This is a genomic window from Blastococcus sp. SYSU DS0533 (genome assembly GCF_054050775.1).
This window is the reverse complement of record NZ_JBJGZZ010000007.1, coordinates 72,359-88,852: the sequence shown is the minus strand read 5'-3', so window position 1 is coordinate 88,852 and position 16,494 is coordinate 72,359. Positions and strand designations below refer to the sequence as shown.

The following is a 16,494-nucleotide window of genomic DNA, read 5'->3' as shown; positions in this document are numbered from 1 at the left end:
CTAATGGTCAGTGCTGAGCAAAAGTCTCCGGAGGTGGCGACGTGACCGGTGCACCGGGTGCACAGGGCAGGGACGGGGAGGACGCGCCCCTGCTGGCGATGCACGGGATCGTCAAGACCTTCCCGGGTGTGCGGGCGCTCGACGGCGTCGACCTCGACGTCCGCGCCGGTGAGGTGCACTGCCTGCTCGGGCAGAACGGCGCGGGCAAGTCGACCCTGATCAAGGTGCTGGCGGGGGCGCACCAGCCCGACGGCGGGCGGATCGAGTGGCGGGGCGAGCCGGTCTCCCTGACCAACCCCCAAGCGGCGATGAAGCACGGGATCGCCACGATCTACCAGGAGCTCGACCTGGTCGCGGGTCTGACCGTGGCCGACAACATCTTCCTCGGCCGCGAGCGGTCCCGGTTCGGGCTCGCCCGCCCGGGGCCGGCGAACGAGGCAGCCGGGAAGCTGCTGACCCGGCTCGGCCACCCGGAGATCCGGCCCACCGCCGAGGTCGGGTCGCTGCCCGCCGCCGCCCAGCAGATGGTCAGCATCGCCCGGGCGCTCTCCCAGGACGCGAAGCTGATCGTCATGGACGAGCCCTCGGCCGTCCTCGACAACGAAGAGGTCCAGCACCTGTTCGAGGTGATCCGGGACCTCACCCGCGACGGCGTCGCCGTCGTCTACATCTCCCACCGGCTGGAGGAGATCCGCGAGGTCGGCGACCGGATCACGGTGCTGAAGGACGGGCGCACCGTCGCCACCGGGCTGCCGGTGCGCGACACCTCGACCCGCCAGGTCATCGAGCTGATGACCGGCCGCGACATCGAGTACGTCTTCCCCGACCGCCGGCCCGTCGCCGCGGCGGAGCCGCTGCTCTCGGTGCGCGACCTGAGCCTGCGCGGCATCTTCTCCGGGGTGTCCTTCGACGTCCGGCCGGGCGAGGTGGTCGGGCTCGCCGGGCTCGTGGGGTCGGGGCGGTCGGAGATCCTGGAGACCGTCTACGGCGCGCGCCGGGCCACCGGCGGCACCGTCTCGGTGGCCGGGCAGCGGCTGCGCCCGGGCCGCGTCTCCGCCGCGGTGGCCGCCGGCGTGGGGCTGGCCCCCGAGGAGCGCAAGAGCCAGGCCCTGCTCCTCGGCGACGCCGTCTACCGCAACATGAGCATCGCCAGCCTGGCCCGGTTCGCCCGCGGCGGGTTCCTCTCCGGCAGCAACGAGAAGGACGCCGCGCGCGAGCAGGCGCAGGCCCTCGACGTCCGCCCGGGCGACGTGGACCGCGAGGTGCGGACGCTGTCGGGCGGCAACCAGCAGAAGGTCGTGCTCGCCCGCTGGCTGCTGCGCGACTGCCGGGTCCTGCTGCTCGACGAGCCGACCCGCGGGGTGGACGTCGGCGCCCGCTCCGAGATCTACGCGCTGATCCGCGAACTGGCCGACCGCGGGGTCGCCGTCGTCGTGGTCTCCAGCGAGATCCCCGAGGTGCTCGGCCTCGCCGACCGGGTGCTGGTGATCTCCGACGGATCGGTCGTCGCCGAACGGCCGGCCGATGCGCTCGACGAGCACGCCGTGCTCGACCTCGTCATGGAGGGGACGGTCGGCCCGCGCCCGCGCGGCGACCGGCAGCAGCCCACCGCACAGCAGCACGAAGGGGACGTGGCATGACCGGCAGCACCGCGACGACCGGGGGAGCGGGCGCACCCGCGACGTCGAAGGGCCGCGCGCCCGAAGGGAACGGCGGCAAGCGCGCCGGCTTCATGGCCGGGTCGGCGGGGCCGCTGGTCGGCCTCGTCGTCGCGCTGGCCCTGCTCTGCATCGTCGGCGCGGTCACCGCGCCGGAACGCTTCGTGGACATCGACAACGTGCTGACCATCCTGCGGCTGGCCGCGGTCGTCGGCGTCGTGAGCATCGGCATGACGTTCGTGATCATCGGCGGTGGCATCGACCTGTCGGTGGGCGCGCTGGTCGCGCTCTCGTCGGTGTGGGCGACCACGCTGGCCACCCAGCAGATGGCCGAGGACACCCACTGGATCGTCATGGTTTTCACGGCGATCGCGGTCGGCGCCGGCGCGGGGCTCGTCAACGGGATCGTCATCGCCTACGGCCGGCTGGTGGCCTTCATCGCCACCCTCGCCATGCTGGTCTCGGCCCGCGGGCTGGCCGAGATCATCGCCAACCGCCGGACCCAGATCGTGCAGAACCAGGGCTTCCTCGACTTCTTCAGCGGCGACGTCCTCGGCATCCCGATGCTGGTGATCATCTGGGCGCTGGTCTCGGTCGCCGGCTGGATCCTGCTCAACCGCACCACCTTCGGCCGGCACACCTTCGCCGTCGGTGGCAACGCCGAGGCCGCCCGGCTGGCCGGCATCCGCGTGCAGTGGCACACCCTCAAGCTCTACGTGCTCTCCGGCGTCACCTGCGGCATCGGCGCGGTGATGCTCATGGCGCGGACGACGACCGGCACCTCCACCCACGGCACGCTGCTGGAGCTCCAGGTGATCGCCGCCGTCGTCATCGGCGGCACCCTGCTCACCGGTGGCCGCGGCACGGTCGTCGGCACCGTCCTGGGCGTGCTGATCCTCATCACGCTGGGCAACATCTTCACGCTCAACAACCTGTCCAGCTCGGTCCAGGCCGTCGCGCAGGGCGTGATCATCGTGGTCGCCGTCCTGCTGCAGACGCGGCTCGCCGAGGGCCGCGGGGGCGGTTCCGGCTGGCTGTCCCGCCTCCGCTCCGGACGGGGCGAGTCGTCCTCCGGCGGGCCGGTCGCCGGGGGCACCCCGGCCGGCGCCGTGGCCGGCGGCACGAGCGTGCCCGGCGCCCCCGGCGGCGACCGGCCCGGTACCGGCTCCACCCACTGACCCACCCCACACCGAACCTGCCGGCGACCCGCCGGAGAAGGCACCCCGAGGAGAGAACATGTCTGCAGCGAGGCAGCGCCCCTACCGTCGCCTGATGTCCACCGCGGTCGCCCTGGCCGGCGCCTCCGTGCTCGTCGCGGGCTGCACCAGCAACGAGCCCGAGACCTCCGCGTCGGAGGGCGGCGGCGGCGACGCGGTCGCCAGCTCGAACGACGAGACCGGCGAGACCGTCCGGATCGGCTTCTCGGCCCCGGCCGCCGACCACGGCTGGATGGCCGGCATCACCGAGGCGGCCCGGGCCGAGGCGGAGAACTACGAGGACGTCGACCTCATCGTCGCCGAGGGCACCAACGACGTCAGCACGCAGATCAGCCAGGTGGAGACCTTCATCAACGAGGGCGTCGACGCCATCGTGCTGCTGCCCTTCGACGGCGCAGCGATGACCCCGGTCGCGCTGCAGGCGATGGAGGCCGGCATCCCGGTCATCAACGTCGACCGCGAGTTCAACAGCCCGTTCGCCGCCCGCGCCACCATCCTGGGCGACAACTACGGGATGGGCGTCTCCGCCGGAACCTACGTCTGCGAGCAGGTGGGCGACAACCCCGACGCCGTCGTCGCCGAGATCGCCGGCATCGACTCCCTGCCGCTCACCCAGGACCGCAGCCAGGGCTTCGCCGACGCGCTCGCCGACTGCGGCCTGGACGTCGACAACCGCGTCGCGGCGGACTTCACCGTCGAGGGTGGCGAGGAGGCAGCGGCCAACCTGCTGCAGGCCGCACCGCAGATCGACGCCCTGTGGAACCACGACGACGACCAGGGCGTCGGTGTCCTGGCCGCGATCCAGAACGCCGGCCGGGACGAGTTCATCATGGTCGGTGGTGCCGGCTCGGCGAACGCGATGCGCGAGATCCAGTCCGGTGACTCGGTGCTGCAGGCGACCGTCATCTACCCGCACACCCAGGCCGCCGACGGCATCGCGCTCGCCCGCCTGATCGCGCAGGGCAAGTCGCTGTCGGACCTGGTCTCGCCCGAGGTCCCGCGGGAGATCGTGCTCAACGCCCCCGTCGTCACCTCGGGGAACGTCGAGGACTACATCGACCGCGCGTTCGAGTCCTGATCCTTCGACGGCGCGGCAGGGGAGCGCTCGCGTTCCCCTGCCGCGCCACCTCCGCTGGGAGAAGCACATGACCCCCACCCTCGGCATCGGGCTGGTCGGCTACGCCTTCATGGGCGCGGCCCACTCGCACGCCTGGCGCACCGCCCCCCACTTCTTCGACCTCCCGCTGCGGCCGGAGCTGACCGTGCTGGCCGGTCGCGACCCCGCCAAGGTGACCGCGGCGGCCGGCAAGCTCGGCTGGTCGAGCACCGACACCGACTGGCGCCGGGTGATCGAGCGCGACGACGTCGACCTGGTCGACGTCTGCACCCCCGGCGACACGCACGCCGAGATCGCGATCGCCGCGCTCGAGGCCGGTAAGCACGTGCTCTGCGAGAAGCCGCTGGCCAACACCGTCGCCGAGGCCGAGGCGATGGCCGAGGCCGCAGCGAAGGCCGCGACCCGCGGCGTCCGCTCGATGGTCGGCTTCACCTACCGGCGCGTGCCCGCCATCGGGCTGGCCCGCAAGCTCGTCGCCGACGGCCGGCTGGGCGAGATCCGGCACGTCCGGGCGCAGTACCTGCAGGACTGGATCGCCGACCCGGCCGCGCCGATGTCGTGGCGGCTGGAGAAGAACAAGGCAGGCTCCGGGGCGCTGGGCGACATCGGGGCGCACGTCGTCGACCTGACCCAGCACATCACCGGGCAGCTGCTCACCGGGGTCAGCGCCACGCTGGAGACCTTCGTGACCGAGCGGCCCCTGCCGACCGAGACCGGGAAGCTCGGCGGGGTCGGCGGCTCCGAGATGGGCCAGGTCACCGTCGACGACGCCGCGGTCTTCCTCGGGCGGTTCACCGGGGGAGCGCTGGCCGTCTTCGAGGCCACGCGCTTCGCCCTCGGGCGCAAGAACGGCATCCGGATCGAGATCAACGGGTCGCGGGGCAGCCTGGCTTTCGACTTCGAGGACATGAACGTCCTGCAGTTCTTCGACGGCACCGAGCCCGCGGAGACCGCCGGCTTCCGCCGCATCATCGTCACCGAACCCGAGCACCCCTACGTCGGTGCCTGGTGGCCGGCCGGTCACGGCCTGGGCTACGAGCACGGCTTCACCCACCAGGTCGTCGACCTGGTCACCGCCATCGCCGCCGGCGAGCACCCGACCCCGTCGTTCGCCGACGGGCTGCAGGTCCAGCGGGTGCTCGACGCCGTCGAGCGCAGTGCTGCGGACAGCTCGCGCTGGACCCCGATCCGAGGAGAGAACTGATGCCACGCCCCGTCACCCTCTTCACCGGCCAGTGGGCCGACCTGCCCTTCGAGGAGATGTGCCGCCTGGCCTCCGGGTGGGGCTACGACGGCCTGGAGATCGCCTGCTGGGGCGACCACCTCGACGTCGAGCGGGCCGCGAACGACGACTCCTACGTGCAGGAGAAGCTCGACCTGCTGAAGCGGCACGACCTGCAGGTCTTCGCGATCTCCAACCACCTCAACGGCCAGGCCGTCTGCGACGACCCGATCGACGAGCGGCACCGCGGCATGGTGAACGCCCGCGTCTGGGGCGACGGCGAGCCCGAGGGCGTGCGGCAGCGGGCCGCCGAGGAGATGAAGCTGACCGCCCGCGCGGCGGCGAAGCTGGGCGTGGAGACCGTCGTCGGCTTCACCGGCAGCAAGATCTGGAAGACCGTGGCGATGTTCCCGCCGGTGCCCGAGTCGATGATCGAGGAGGGCTACCAGGACTTCGCCGACCGCTGGAACCCGATCCTCGACGTCTTCGACGAGGTGGGGGTGCGGTTCGCCCACGAGGTCCACCCGTCGGAGATCGCCTACGACTACTGGACGACGGTCCGCACGATGGAGGCGATCGGGCACCGGGAGGCCTTCGGGCTGAACTGGGACCCGTCGCACTTCGTGTGGCAGGACCTGGACCCGGTCGGGTTCCTCTGGGACTTCAAGGACCGGATCTACCACGTCGACTGCAAGGACGCGAAGAAGCAGGTGGGCAACGGCCGCAACGGCCGGATGGGCTCGCACCTGCCCTGGGCCGACCCGCGGCGGGGCTGGGACTTCGTCTCGACCGGGCACGGCGACGTCCCGTGGGAGGCCTGCTTCCGGATGCTCAACACGATCGGCTACGACGGGCCGATCTCGGTCGAGTGGGAGGACGCCGGGATGGACCGCCTGGTCGGCGCGCCCGAGGCGCTCGAGTTCGTCCGCCGGCTCGCGTTCGACCCGCCGTCCGCCGCCTTCGACGCCGCCTTCTCCAGCGGCAGCTGACGCACCGGGGCGGCCGGAGACGTCCGGCCGAGCACCCGGTGGCACGGTGTCGACTCGTCGTCATGTCGTCCGGCTGACATGGCGACGAGTCGACATCTCCCCGGCGTTCCCGCTCCACGATCGGGTCACCTGATCGTGGAGCGTCCTCCCTCACCGCGGACGGTCGGGGAGGACGCTCCACGGTGAGGGAGGAGGGTCAGCGACCCCGGCGGGAGCGGGCGCTGAACGAGGCGGCCGAGGACGTGCCGGCCCGGGCGGCGAGCTCGGCGCGGGTGCGGGCGGGGCCGCTCGCGCGGCCGGAGCCCGACCCACCGCTGCGCCCGGAGGAACCGGCCGGCTTGGCCGATGCCGAGCCGGAGCCGGACCCGCCGCGGCGACGACGGCCACCGCCGGAGCCCTGCGGCTGCGGCTCCGGCGCGGGCGCCGGCTCCACGTAGGGCGCCTCCGGGCCGGTGAGCTCCGCGATCTCCGGGGAGCCCGGCCGCACCTGGCTGACGACCGGGGTGATCCCGGCCTGGCGGGTCAGGGTGCGCACCTCGCCGACCTGGTCCGGGGTGGTGACCGTGACGACGGTGCCGCCGGCGCCCGCGCGGGCCGTGCGGCCCGAGCGGTGCAGGTAGGCCTTGTGCTCGGTCGGCGGGTCGACGTGCACGACCAGCGCGACGTCGTCGACGTGGATGCCGCGCGCGGCGATGTCGGTCGCGCAGAGCACGCGGGACGAGCCGTCGCTGAAGGCCTGCAGGTTGCGCTCGCGGGCGTTCTGGCTGAGGTTGCCGTGCAGGTCCACCGCCGGGATGCCCGAGGCGGTGAGCTGCTTGGCCAGCTTCTTCGCCTGGTGCTTGGTGCGGGTGAACAGCACGCTGCGGCCGAGCCCCGAGGCGAGCTGCCGCACGACCTCCCCCTTGTCGGTGGTGGGTACGTGGAAGACGTGGTGGGTCATGGTCGCCACCGGGGCCACCGCCGGGTCCACGGAGTGCGTGACCGGGTTGCTGAGGTAGCGCTTGACCAGTACGTCGACGCCGTTGTCCAGCGTGGCCGAGAAGAGCAGCCGCTGGCCGGTCTTCGGCGTGCGGTCCATCAGGCGCTTGACGCCGGGCAGGAAGCCCAGGTCGGCCATGTGGTCGGCCTCGTCGAGGATGGTGATCTCCACGCCGCCGAGGTCGCAGTGCCCCTGACCGATGAGGTCCTCGAGCCGGCCCGGGCAGGCGATGACGATGTCGACGCCGCGCGACAGCGCCTGCACCTGCGGGTTCTGGCCGACGCCACCGAAGATGGTGGTGGCGTTCATGCCGAGCGCTCGGGCCAGCGGGTCGACGACGGCGAACACCTGGTTGGCCAGCTCACGGGTCGGCACCAGCACCAGCGCGCGGGGGCGCCGGGCCTGCCGCCGGGTGCCGGAGGCCGCGAGCCGGGCGACCAGCGGGAGGGAGAAGGCCAGGGTCTTGCCCGAGCCGGTGCGCCCGCGGCCCAGGACGTCGCGGCCGCCGAGGCTGTCGGGGAGCGTCGCGACCTGGATCGGGAAGGGCGCGGTAATCCCGCTGCCGTTGAGCACCTCGACCATCGGCGCGGGGACGCCGAGGGCGTCGAAGGAGGTGTCCGTGGGCAGGACGGTGGCGTCGGCCCCGACGGGGACGACGGGCGGCGCCGGGACGGCGGCGGGGGTCTGCGCGGTGGTCTGCTGCTCGCCGGCGGGGCGGGCTCCGGTGCCCCGGCCGCGGCCGCCACGGCGCCGGCGCGGGCGGCCGTCGGCGGCGGGGGTGGACGGGGTGGTGTTCTGCGAAGTCATCGGTTCCTCGGCACTCGGGTGGCCGCACGAGCACCTCGGCACGGACGAGCGGCGCACCTGCACGCCGGCAGGGCGGGCTCGCATCGTCGGCGAGACGTCGGTCAGCCTGGCGCGCCTGGGTGGCGCAGCCTGGGCCCGACGTCGATTCCTGCCGCTCCGGATGAGCGAGGGCGGCGCCGGTACACCCCACTCAACCAGATGCAGCCCCGGTGTGGTCCCACGGCACGGGAGTGACAGGTCACATCGGGTGAGGGCTCGGACCCCGGTAGGTGCGCCGGTAGGTGAGCGGCGCGATCCCGAGCGCGGCGTGCAGGTGCTGGCGCATCGACGCCGTCGTCCCGAAGCGACCGACCGGGCGGCATGGCCGGATGCTTGCACAGGTTGGCCGTCCGGCCACTCGCTCGGCAGGCTGCCCGCCCGTCATGCTCTCCGCCGTGACCGCCCTCGCGCCGCCGCGCACCTCCCCGATCCACCCGGCCTGGTGGGTGGCCGCCGTGACCTTCCTGGCGCTGGTCGGGGCGGCGGCGTTCCGCGCGGTGCCGGGCGTGCTCATCGACCCGTTGCGCGCGGAGTTCGGCTGGTCGGTCTCCACGATCTCCGCCGCGGTCGCGGTGAACATGGCGCTGTACGGGCTGACCGCCCCCTTCGCCGCCGCGCTGATGGAGCGCTTCGGCATCCGCCGGGTCGTCATGGCGGCGCTGGTCGTCGTCGCGCTCGGCAGCGGGCTGACCGTCTTCATGACCGCGAGCTGGCAGCTGGTGCTGCTGTGGGGCGTCCTGGTGGGCCTGGGCTCGGGGTCCATGGCGCTGTCGCTGGTGGCCACGGTGACCGGTCGCTGGTTCGTCGCCCGCCGCGGCCTGGTCTCCGGCATCCTCACCGCGGGCGGCGCCGCCGGCCAGCTGGTGTTCCTGCCGCTGGTGGCCTGGATCGACGCCTCGTGGGGCTGGCGGGCGGCCTCCCTCGGGACGACGGCCGCCGCCCTCGCCGTCCTCCCGCTGGTGGCCTGGCTGCTCCGCGACCGGCCACGGGACGTCGGCGCCGTCCCCTACGGGGGGTCGGCGGCCGACGACGTCGAGCCCGTCCGTGCCGGTGCCGCCCGCGCGGCGGTGGACGGGCTGGTGCTCGCCGCGAGGTCACGGCCGTTCTGGCTGCTCGCAGCCGGGTTCTTCATCTGCGGGATGTCGACCAACGGGCTCGTGCAGCCGCACTTCATCCCGGCCGCGCACGACCACGGCATGCCGGTCACCACGGCGGCCGGGCTGCTCGCCGTCGTCGGCGTCTTCGACATCGCCGGCACCATCTTCTCCGGCTGGCTCACCGACCGCGTCGACCCGCGGGTGCTGCTGCTGGCCTACTACGGACTGCGCGGCCTGTCGCTGTTCGCGCTGCCCACCCTGTTCGGGCCGGACCTGCACGTCAGCATGATCGCGTTCATCGTCTTCTACGGCCTGGACTGGGTGGCCACGGTGCCGCCCACGCTGGCGCTGTGCCGCGAGCACTTCGGCGCCCGCGCGCCCGTCGTCTTCGGCTGGGTCTTCGCCTCCCACCAGGTCGGCGCGGCGGTCGCGGCGTTCGGCGGCGGGGTGATCCGCGACGTCACCGGCTCCTACGACCTGGCCTGGTTCCTCGCCGGCGGGCTGTGCCTGGTCGCGGCTGCCGCCTCCATCTCCATCCGCCGCAACCCGCCCACGGCCACTGCGCTGCCGACCGATCGCGGGGAGGCCGCGGCCGCGCAGGCCCACGGCTGACGGAGGGCTCCTCCCTCACCCCGGCGTCCTCCCTCACCGCAGACCGTGAGGGGCGGACGCGCCACGACCAGGTGCCCTCATCCCATCGCAGGAGGGCGTCAACCGGTGGTGGTGAGCTCCGCCGCCGCGGGGGCGCGGCCGAGGACCAGGTCGGCGGCCCGCTCGGCGATCATGATCGTCGGGGCGTTGGTGTTGCCGCGCACCAGCGTCGGCATCACCGAGGCGTCGACCACCCGCAGGCCCTCGATGCCGCGCACCCGCAGCTGCGGGTCGACCACGGCGTCGGGGTCGGTGCCCATCCGGCACGAGGACACCGGGTGGTACAGCGACTCGAGGGTGTCGCGCACCGTCTGCCGCAGCGCCTCCCGACCCTGCACGCTGCGCCCCGGGGACCACTCCTCGCCCAGCACGGTGGCCAGCGGGCCGACCCCGGCGATCTCCCGGGCCTGTCCCACGCCGGCGACCAGCGCGTCCAGGTCCCGCTCGTCGGTCAGGTACCCGGCGTCGATGGCGGGCGCCCACGTCGGGTCGGCCGAGCGCAGCCGCACCGAGCCGCGCGAGTGCACGTGCACCAGCACGACGGCGGAGGTGAACGCCTCGGCGTCGGGGTCGACCTCCGCCTGCTTCCAGAACTTCACCGGCAGGAAGTGCATCTGCAGGTCCGGCTCGGCGAGCTCCGGGGTCGAGCGGGTGAACAGCCCCGCCTCGGCGAGGTTGGAGGTCAGCGGCCCGCGGCCCGCCACCTTCCACCGCGCCAGGTTGAGCGGCGTCTCGGCCAGCCGCAGCGACGTCCCGGAGCGCACGTCCCAGATCACCGGCACGAGGGGGTGGTCCTGCAGGCCCGCACCCACACCCGGGAGGTCCTGCACGACGTCGATGCCGACCTCGCGGAGGTGGTCGGCCGGGCCGATGCCCGAGAGCATGAGCAGCTGCGGGGAGTTCACCGCGCCGCCGGAGAGCAGCACCTCCTGCGTGGCGCGGACGGTGCGGAGCTCCCCGCCGCAGCGGTACTCGACGCCGGTGGCGCGCCCGCCCTCGACCAGCACCCGGGTGGTGAGCGCGCCGGTCCGGACGGTCAGGTTGGGCCGGCCCGCGGCCGGGTGCAGGTAGGCGTCGGCGGCCGACCATCGGCGACCGCGCTTCTGCGTCACCTGGTACGGGCCGACGCCCTCCTGCGCGGCGCCGTTGAAGTCGGGGTTGCGCGGGTGACCGGCGGCCACCGCCGACTCGAGCACAGCCGTCGTCCACGGGTGCGGCGAGCGCAGGTCCTCCACGCGCAGCGGACCGCCGACCCCGTGCCACGCGTCGGCGCCGCGGGCGTTGTCCTCCATCCGCTTGAACAGCGGCAGCACCGAGTCGTAGGACCAGGCCGGGTCGCCGGTGAGCTCCGCCCACTCGTCGTAGTCGGCGCGCGCCCCGCGGACGTAGATCATCGCGTTGATCGACGAGGACCCGCCGAGCAGCTTGCCCCGCGGCCAGAACAGCTTCCGGCCGCCGAGGCCGGGCTGCTCCTCGGTCGTGTAGTTCCAGTCGTGCCGGGTGCGCCACACCTTGTAGAGCCCTGCGGGGATCTTCACCTCGAGCACCGAGTCCCGGCCGCCGGCCTCCAGCACCAGCACGCGCAGGGTCGGGTCCTCGCTCAGGCGCCCGGCGAGCGCGCTGCCGGCCGAACCGGCCCCGACGACGACGACGTCGTACTCCTCGTACCGGGCCATCAGCGGTGCCGCCCGTGGACCATGCCCATGACGCGGGCGAGCGCGTCGGCGGCGTTGGCCGGACGGCCGAAGCTCATCAGGTTCACCGGCAGCGGCACGCGCTGGCGGGTGATGGCTTTGGCACGGGTGAACTCCTTGAGCCCGTCCTCGCCGTGGATGCGGCCGAAGCCGGAGTCGCCCACGCCGCCGAAGGGCAGCGCGGGCACCGAGGCGAAGGTGAGCACGGAGTTGATCGACGTCATGCCGCTGCGCATCCGGCGGGCGAGGTCCATCGCCTTCTCCTTGGACGCCGAGAAGACCGCGCCGGCCAGGCCGTAGCTCGTGGCGTTGGCCCGCCGCAGCGCCTCCTCGGCGTCGCGCACCTTCGTGACGGTGAGCGTGGGGCCGAAGGTCTCCTCCTGCACCGCGGCCGAGGTCTCGGGGACGTCGAGCAGCACGGTCGGCGCGACGTACCCCTCGGCGGGGAAGGCGTCGGCGGCGGTGCCGCCGGTGATCACCCGGGCACCCGCGGCCTCGGCGTCGGCGACGTGCCGCCGGACCACGTCGATCTGCGACGGCATGGTCATCGGGCCGTAGGTCGCCTCGCCGTCGGCACCGGGCCGCAGGCTGCGCACTTGCGCGGTGACCGCCTCGACGAAGCGGTCGTAGACCGCCTCGGTGGCGTAGACCCGCTCGATCCCGATGCAGGTCTGACCGCCGTTGCTCATCGCGCCCCAGACGGCGGCGTCGGCCGCGGCGGCCACGTCGGCGTCGTCGTCGACGATCATCGCGTCCTTGCCGCCGAGCTCCATGAGCACCGGGGTGAGCGTCTCGGCGCAGGCGGCCATGACCTTCCTGCCGGTCGCGGCCGAGCCGGTGAACGCCAGCTTGTCGACCGGCACGCGGCAGAGCGCCGCTCCGGTGGCCCCGTAGCCGGTGACGACCTGGAACGCGTCCGCGCTGTCGGGGACGGCGGCCCGCCACGCGGCGGCCAGCCACGCGCCGACGGCGGGCGTGTACTCGGAGGGCTTGAAGACGACGGCGTTGCCGGCGGCCAGCGCGTAGGCGATCGACCCCATGGGCGTGAACACCGGGTAGTTCCACGGGCCGATCACGCCGATGACGCCCAGCGGCTGGTACTCCAGGTAGGCCGCGTGGTTCGCGGCCAGCAGCCCGGGGCTGACCCGGCGAGGGCCGAGGGCCTTCCGCGCGTGGCCGGCGGCCCATGCCAGGTGGTCGACGGCCAGGGTGATCTCGAGGATGGCGTCGGCGTGCGGCTTGCCGTTCTCGCGGTGGACCAGGTCGGCGAGCTCGTGCATGCGCCGGGCCAGGTACCCGCGGTAGGCGGACAGCCGCTGCTTGCGCCCGTCGAAGCCCAGCGCCGCCCACTGCTGGGCGGCGACGCGGGCGCGGGCGACGGCCTCCCCGACGGCGGCCTCGTCGTGCACGGGGAAGACGCCGACGACCGCACCGCTGGCCGGGGCGGTCGACTCGAAGGTCTCGGTGGTGGCGTGCCGGTCGACCGTTCCCGCGGCGGAGTCGGTGACCGTGTCCAACTGCTCGGCGAGCGACATGTGGCGCACGTTACCCGCGGGTCACAGGCACCTGGGCACGGGTTCGCCCGGTCGGGGCGGGCCGGTCAGCTGCCGTCCACCACGGCCCAGGCGGTCTTGGCACCCGGTTCGGTGAACCACCCGTGCGCGGCGGAGAGGTCGGCCACGAGGTAGAGCCCGAAACCGCCCAGGCCGGGATCGCGGCCCTGAGCCGGCGCAGGCGGGACGTCGACCGCGGAGTCGCGGACCGCGATCAGCCACCGGTGGCCGTCGCGACCCAGGACCGCCGCGACCGGTGCCCCGCCGTGGCGCAGCGCGTTGGAGGTCAGCTCGTCGGCGATCAGCACCAGCCGCTCGGACCAGTGGTCGCGCTCGGGGTGGGCGACGGTGCGGCTGCCGGTCGTGGACTGCCGGAGGCGGGCGCGCAGGGCGGCCAGCTCGGCCAGGGAGGACAGCTCCTGGCACCACACCTCGGAGAACGGTCTCGGCGGTCGCGCGGCCTGCCAGAGCGCCACCGGTCACCGCCTCTCCCCGCCGCCGGCTCTGCTCACCGGTCGTGGCGCCACCCCTGCCCGTTCCGGTGCGGCGCGAACCCTCGCATCACCCCGAAGTGGTGGCTGCGGCGGGACGGGGCCGGCCGGCGTCCGGGCCTCAGCTGCCCCAGCGCGGGATCGCGGTCGCGCCGGGCGCGTGGCCGTGGGCGGACGGCCGGCCGCCGGTGCGCCGGCCGCCCGCGCCGGGCGCTCCCGGGGCGGGGGCCACGGACTGCCAGCAGCGGAAGAGCGACAACCACCGCTCGGCGGTCAGCTCCGCCGGCCGGCTGGTGGGCGCGAGGCCCTCCTGGCGCAGCCAGCGGACGCCGGCGGTCCCGGGCAGCTGTGCACGCAGAAGCGCGCCCAGCGGGGCCGAGGGCGAGGCGAGGACGGCGTGGGCGAGCCGATCGAACGCCGCGGTCTCGCCGTCGGCGAGGGTGGCGCGGGCGTCGGCGGCCGGGCCGGTGGGGACAGGGGTGCTGCGTGACACGGTGTGCCTCCGGGGAGGTGCGGTGCGGGGCGCCCCGTGGGCACGGCGGGCCGGGACGAGGCGCGGGGGAGCGGGTGCCCGGGAGGACCGGGCGCGGACGGCGGGCGGGGGAACCGGCCCGCGGCGCGTCAGCTCAGGAGGTGCGCAGTCGCACGGAGTACCGCATGGCCAGCGACGCTAGGCCGTGACGGCCCCGGCGTCGAACGGTTTAGCGGGAGGCGTCCCGCGTCGCCTTGCGCGCCTGGTGGGCCTCCCAGCGGGCGCGGTCGCGCGCCCGGGCGTCGGCGTTGCGCTCCCACTTCTCCTTGCGGCGGCGGGCGCGGGCCAGTTCCCGCTCCTCGAAGGTCGCGTGCGACTCCCAGCCCTGCGCGGCGGCGCCCAGGGCGAGCAGGGTGAGCGCCCCGATGGCGACGGCGGCCGCGAGGATCGGGTCGAGCAGCGCGAACGCGCCCACCGCGACGGCCAGCGCCACGAGGCCGGCCACGACCAGCAGCGGGGACGGGCGGCGGGACGAGGGGCGGGGCTCGGTCACCCGACCAGTATCCGTCGCCGGGACGAGGTGGTGGCGGAGCGTCCCGAGGCCGGCGGTGCCGGACCGGCACCGTGCCGCGGGGGACCCTTGCGCCCCGCTGCGCCGATGCCTACGGTCGGAGGTGCGGTTCAAGCAGCAGCCGCGAACCCAGTGCTGGTCGTCGTGTCGTTCGCGTCCGCAGGCTCACTGGTCCGGTTCCCGCCCGAGAGGCAAACCCGTGACCGCTTCCTCGCCCGACCGTTCGCCCACCGCAGCCGTCCTGGCCCCGACCGGTCCGGAGTTCCTGCCGTCCGCGCCGCTCGCCCTCGAGGTGGCCGGTACCGCGGCCCTGCCGCGCCTGACCGTCGCCGGTGAGGTCGACTGCACCTCCGCCCCGCGGGTCACCGCCGTCCTCGACGAGCTGCTCGCGGCCGCGCCGCGCGAGGTCCTCGTCGACCTGACCGCCGTCACCTTCCTCGACTCCGCCGGGCTCTGCGCCCTGGCCGCCGCGCACCGCAAGGCGCTCGCCGCCGGTGGGCAGCTGCGGCTCCTGGCCGCCACCCGGGCGGTGATCCGTCCGCTGCAGATCACCGGGCTGTGGGACCTGCTCGGCGGCGAACGCATCGACGGCGCCGCCTCCTGATCCCCGCCCGCACCCACCGTCCGGGGGCCGGGGGCGCGCCACGGCTGCCCGCGGGGCAGACTCGGGTGGCGACGCCCGGGTCATGACCGGGCACCGGAGCGGACGAACGAGGAGGACCACCGTGCGCGATGCGGTCATCTGCGAGCCCCTGCGGACGCCGGTCGGCGGATTCGGGGGCTCGCTGCGCGACGTCCCCGTCCAGGAGCTGGCGGCTACGGTCATCCGTGCGCTCGTCGAGCGCACCGGGCTGCCGCCGGAATCGGTGGACGACGTCCTGCTCGGTCACTGCTACCCGACGATGGACGCACCGGCCCTCGGCCGGGTCGCGGCCCTCGACGCGGGCCTGCCGGTCACGGCCTCGGGCATCCAGGTCGACCGCCGTTGCGGCTCGGGGTTGCAGGCGGTCATCTACGCGGCGCTGCAGGTGCAGTCCGGCGCCTCCGACGTCGTCCTGGCCGGCGGTGCCGAGTCGATGAGCAACGCGCCCTTCTACTCGACCGCCATGCGCTGGGGCGTCAAGCCCGGGCCGGGCGTGCTGCTGGAGGACGGGCTGGCCCGTGGCCGGGTCACCGCGGGCGGGCAGAACCACCCGGTGCCCGGCGGGATGCTGGAGACCGCGGAGAACCTCCGGCGCGACTACGGCATCGGCCGCCAGGAGCAGGACGAGTACGCCGTCCGCAGCCACCAGCGGGCCGCGGCCGCCACCGCCGAGGGCCGGTTCGCCGACGAGATCGTGCCGGTCACGGTGAAGGGCCGGAAGGGCGACACCGTCGTCGACCGCGACGAGCACATCCGTCCCGACTCGGACGTCGAGACCCTCGCCAAGCTGCGCCCGATCCTGGGCAGGAACGACCCGGACGCCACCGTCACCGCGGGCAACGCCTCGGGGCAGAACGACGGCGCCGCGGTCGCGATCGTGACGCACCCCGAGAAGGCCGCCGAGCTCGGCCTGCGGCCGCTGGCGCGGCTGGTGTCCTTCGGCGTGGGCGGGGTGCCGCCGAAGACCATGGGCATCGGCCCGGTGCCGGCCACGGCCAAGGCGCTCGCCCAGGCCGACCTCAAGCTCTCCGACGTCGACCTCATCGAGCTCAACGAGGCCTTCGCCAGCCAGGTGCTCGCCGTCGCGAAGGAGTGGGGCTTCACCGACTCCGACTGGGAGCGCACGAACGTCAACGGCTCGGGCATCTCGCTGGGCCACCCGGTCGGCGCTACCGGTGGCCGGATCCTGGCGACGCTGCTGCGCGAGATGGACCGCCGCGGCGCCCGCTACGGCCTGGAGACCATGTGCATCGGCGGCGGGCAGGGGCTGGCCGCGCTGTTCGAGCGCGTCTGA

General features: G+C 74.3%; 14 protein-coding genes. 8 read left to right on the top strand and 6 right to left on the bottom strand.

Annotated elements, in window-relative coordinates; translation table 11 throughout:
- The first annotated feature begins 41 nt into the window (after positions 1-41).
- The 5 genes from ACI79W_RS10870 to ACI79W_RS10850 all read left to right on the top strand — a co-directional run bounded on the left by ACI79W_RS10870 (position 42) and on the right by ACI79W_RS10850 (position 6,203).
- Entirely contained in the window at positions 42-1,640 is a 1,599-nt protein-coding gene (locus ACI79W_RS10870) for a sugar ABC transporter ATP-binding protein (protein WP_456562096.1), read from the top strand.
- On the top strand, positions 1,637-2,836 hold the full coding sequence (locus ACI79W_RS10865) for an ABC transporter permease (RefSeq protein ID WP_456562095.1): 1,200 nt from the start codon (positions 1,637-1,639) through the stop codon (positions 2,834-2,836). Before ACI79W_RS10870 ends, ACI79W_RS10865 begins: the two co-directional genes overlap by 4 nt.
- Positions 2,837-2,930: 94 nt before the next feature.
- Positions 2,931-3,953: a substrate-binding domain-containing protein gene (locus ACI79W_RS10860; RefSeq protein ID WP_456562094.1), complete on the top strand. Its 1,023-nt coding sequence runs from the start codon at positions 2,931-2,933 to the stop codon at positions 3,951-3,953.
- Positions 3,954-4,020: 67 nt separating this feature from the next.
- Complete coding sequence (locus tag ACI79W_RS10855) at positions 4,021-5,196, top strand: Gfo/Idh/MocA family protein (RefSeq protein WP_456562093.1); 1,176 nt, start codon at positions 4,021-4,023, stop codon at positions 5,194-5,196.
- The gene (locus ACI79W_RS10850; protein ID WP_456562092.1) at positions 5,196-6,203 is read left to right on the top strand and encodes a sugar phosphate isomerase/epimerase family protein; all 1,008 of its coding nucleotides are present in this window, start codon (positions 5,196-5,198) and stop codon (positions 6,201-6,203) included. The genes ACI79W_RS10855 and ACI79W_RS10850 overlap by 1 nt, the downstream gene beginning before the upstream one ends.
- A 196-nt stretch (positions 6,204-6,399) precedes the next feature.
- On the opposite strand, the gene ACI79W_RS10845 is transcribed toward ACI79W_RS10850, so the two are convergent.
- Complete coding sequence (locus ACI79W_RS10845) at positions 6,400-7,989, bottom strand: DEAD/DEAH box helicase (protein WP_456562091.1); 1,590 nt, start codon at positions 7,987-7,989, stop codon at positions 6,400-6,402.
- A gap of 434 nt (positions 7,990-8,423) precedes the next feature.
- Here ACI79W_RS10845 and ACI79W_RS10840 point away from each other — a divergent pair, with 434 nt between their 5' ends.
- Entirely contained in the window at positions 8,424-9,737 is a 1,314-nt protein-coding gene (locus ACI79W_RS10840) for an MFS transporter (protein ID WP_456562090.1), read from the top strand.
- Between the two features lie 98 nt (positions 9,738-9,835).
- On the opposite strand, the gene ACI79W_RS10835 is transcribed toward ACI79W_RS10840, so the two are convergent.
- The 5 genes from ACI79W_RS10835 to ACI79W_RS10815 all read right to left on the bottom strand — a co-directional run bounded on the left by ACI79W_RS10835 (position 9,836) and on the right by ACI79W_RS10815 (position 14,539).
- Positions 9,836-11,452 carry a GMC family oxidoreductase gene (locus ACI79W_RS10835; RefSeq protein ID WP_456562089.1) on the bottom strand — a complete coding sequence of 539 codons (1,617 nt, stop codon included), beginning with the start codon at positions 11,450-11,452 and terminating at the stop codon, positions 9,836-9,838.
- Positions 11,452-13,005: an aldehyde dehydrogenase family protein gene (locus ACI79W_RS10830; RefSeq protein ID WP_456562088.1), complete on the bottom strand. Its 1,554-nt coding sequence runs from the start codon at positions 13,003-13,005 to the stop codon at positions 11,452-11,454. Before ACI79W_RS10830 ends, ACI79W_RS10835 begins: the two co-directional genes overlap by 1 nt.
- Before the next feature lie 65 nt (positions 13,006-13,070).
- Complete coding sequence (locus tag ACI79W_RS10825; RefSeq protein ID WP_456562087.1) at positions 13,071-13,499, bottom strand: ATP-binding protein; 429 nt, start codon at positions 13,497-13,499, stop codon at positions 13,071-13,073.
- A 136-nt stretch (positions 13,500-13,635) separates the two neighbouring features.
- On the bottom strand, positions 13,636-14,007 hold the full coding sequence (locus tag ACI79W_RS10820) for a hypothetical protein (protein ID WP_456562086.1): 372 nt from the start codon (positions 14,005-14,007) through the stop codon (positions 13,636-13,638).
- 208 nt (positions 14,008-14,215) lie between these two features.
- Positions 14,216-14,539, bottom strand: coding sequence for a hypothetical protein (locus ACI79W_RS10815; protein WP_456562085.1), 324 nt, complete (start codon positions 14,537-14,539; stop codon positions 14,216-14,218).
- Positions 14,540-14,756: 217 nt separating this feature from the next.
- Here ACI79W_RS10815 and ACI79W_RS10810 point away from each other — a divergent pair, with 217 nt between their 5' ends.
- Positions 14,757-15,161 (top strand): STAS domain-containing protein, encoded by a 405-nt coding sequence (locus ACI79W_RS10810; RefSeq protein WP_456562084.1) that lies wholly within the window; start codon positions 14,757-14,759, stop codon positions 15,159-15,161.
- A gap of 121 nt (positions 15,162-15,282) precedes the next feature.
- Positions 15,283-16,494 carry an acetyl-CoA C-acetyltransferase gene (locus tag ACI79W_RS10805; protein WP_456562083.1) on the top strand — a complete coding sequence of 404 codons (1,212 nt, stop codon included), beginning with the start codon at positions 15,283-15,285 and terminating at the stop codon, positions 16,492-16,494.

Bases quoted from the DNA above. Each gene is read 5' to 3' on its own strand.
- ACI79W_RS10865 (WP_456562095.1), top strand. From the start codon at position 1,637: ATGACCGGCAGCACCGCGACGACCGGGGGAGCGGGCGCACCCGCGACG.
- ACI79W_RS10860 (WP_456562094.1), top strand. From the start codon at position 2,931: ATGTCCACCGCGGTCGCCCTGGCCGGCGCCTCCGTGCTCGTCGCGGGC.
- ACI79W_RS10855 (WP_456562093.1), top strand. From the start codon at position 4,021: ATGACCCCCACCCTCGGCATCGGGCTGGTCGGCTACGCCTTCATGGGC.
- ACI79W_RS10850 (WP_456562092.1), top strand. From the start codon at position 5,196: ATGCCACGCCCCGTCACCCTCTTCACCGGCCAGTGGGCCGACCTGCCC.
- ACI79W_RS10845 (WP_456562091.1), bottom strand. From the start codon at position 7,989: ATGACTTCGCAGAACACCACCCCGTCCACCCCCGCCGCCGACGGCCGC.
- ACI79W_RS10835 (WP_456562089.1), bottom strand. From the start codon at position 11,452: ATGGCCCGGTACGAGGAGTACGACGTCGTCGTCGTCGGGGCCGGTTCG.
- ACI79W_RS10830 (WP_456562088.1), bottom strand. From the start codon at position 13,005: ATGTCGCTCGCCGAGCAGTTGGACACGGTCACCGACTCCGCCGCGGGA.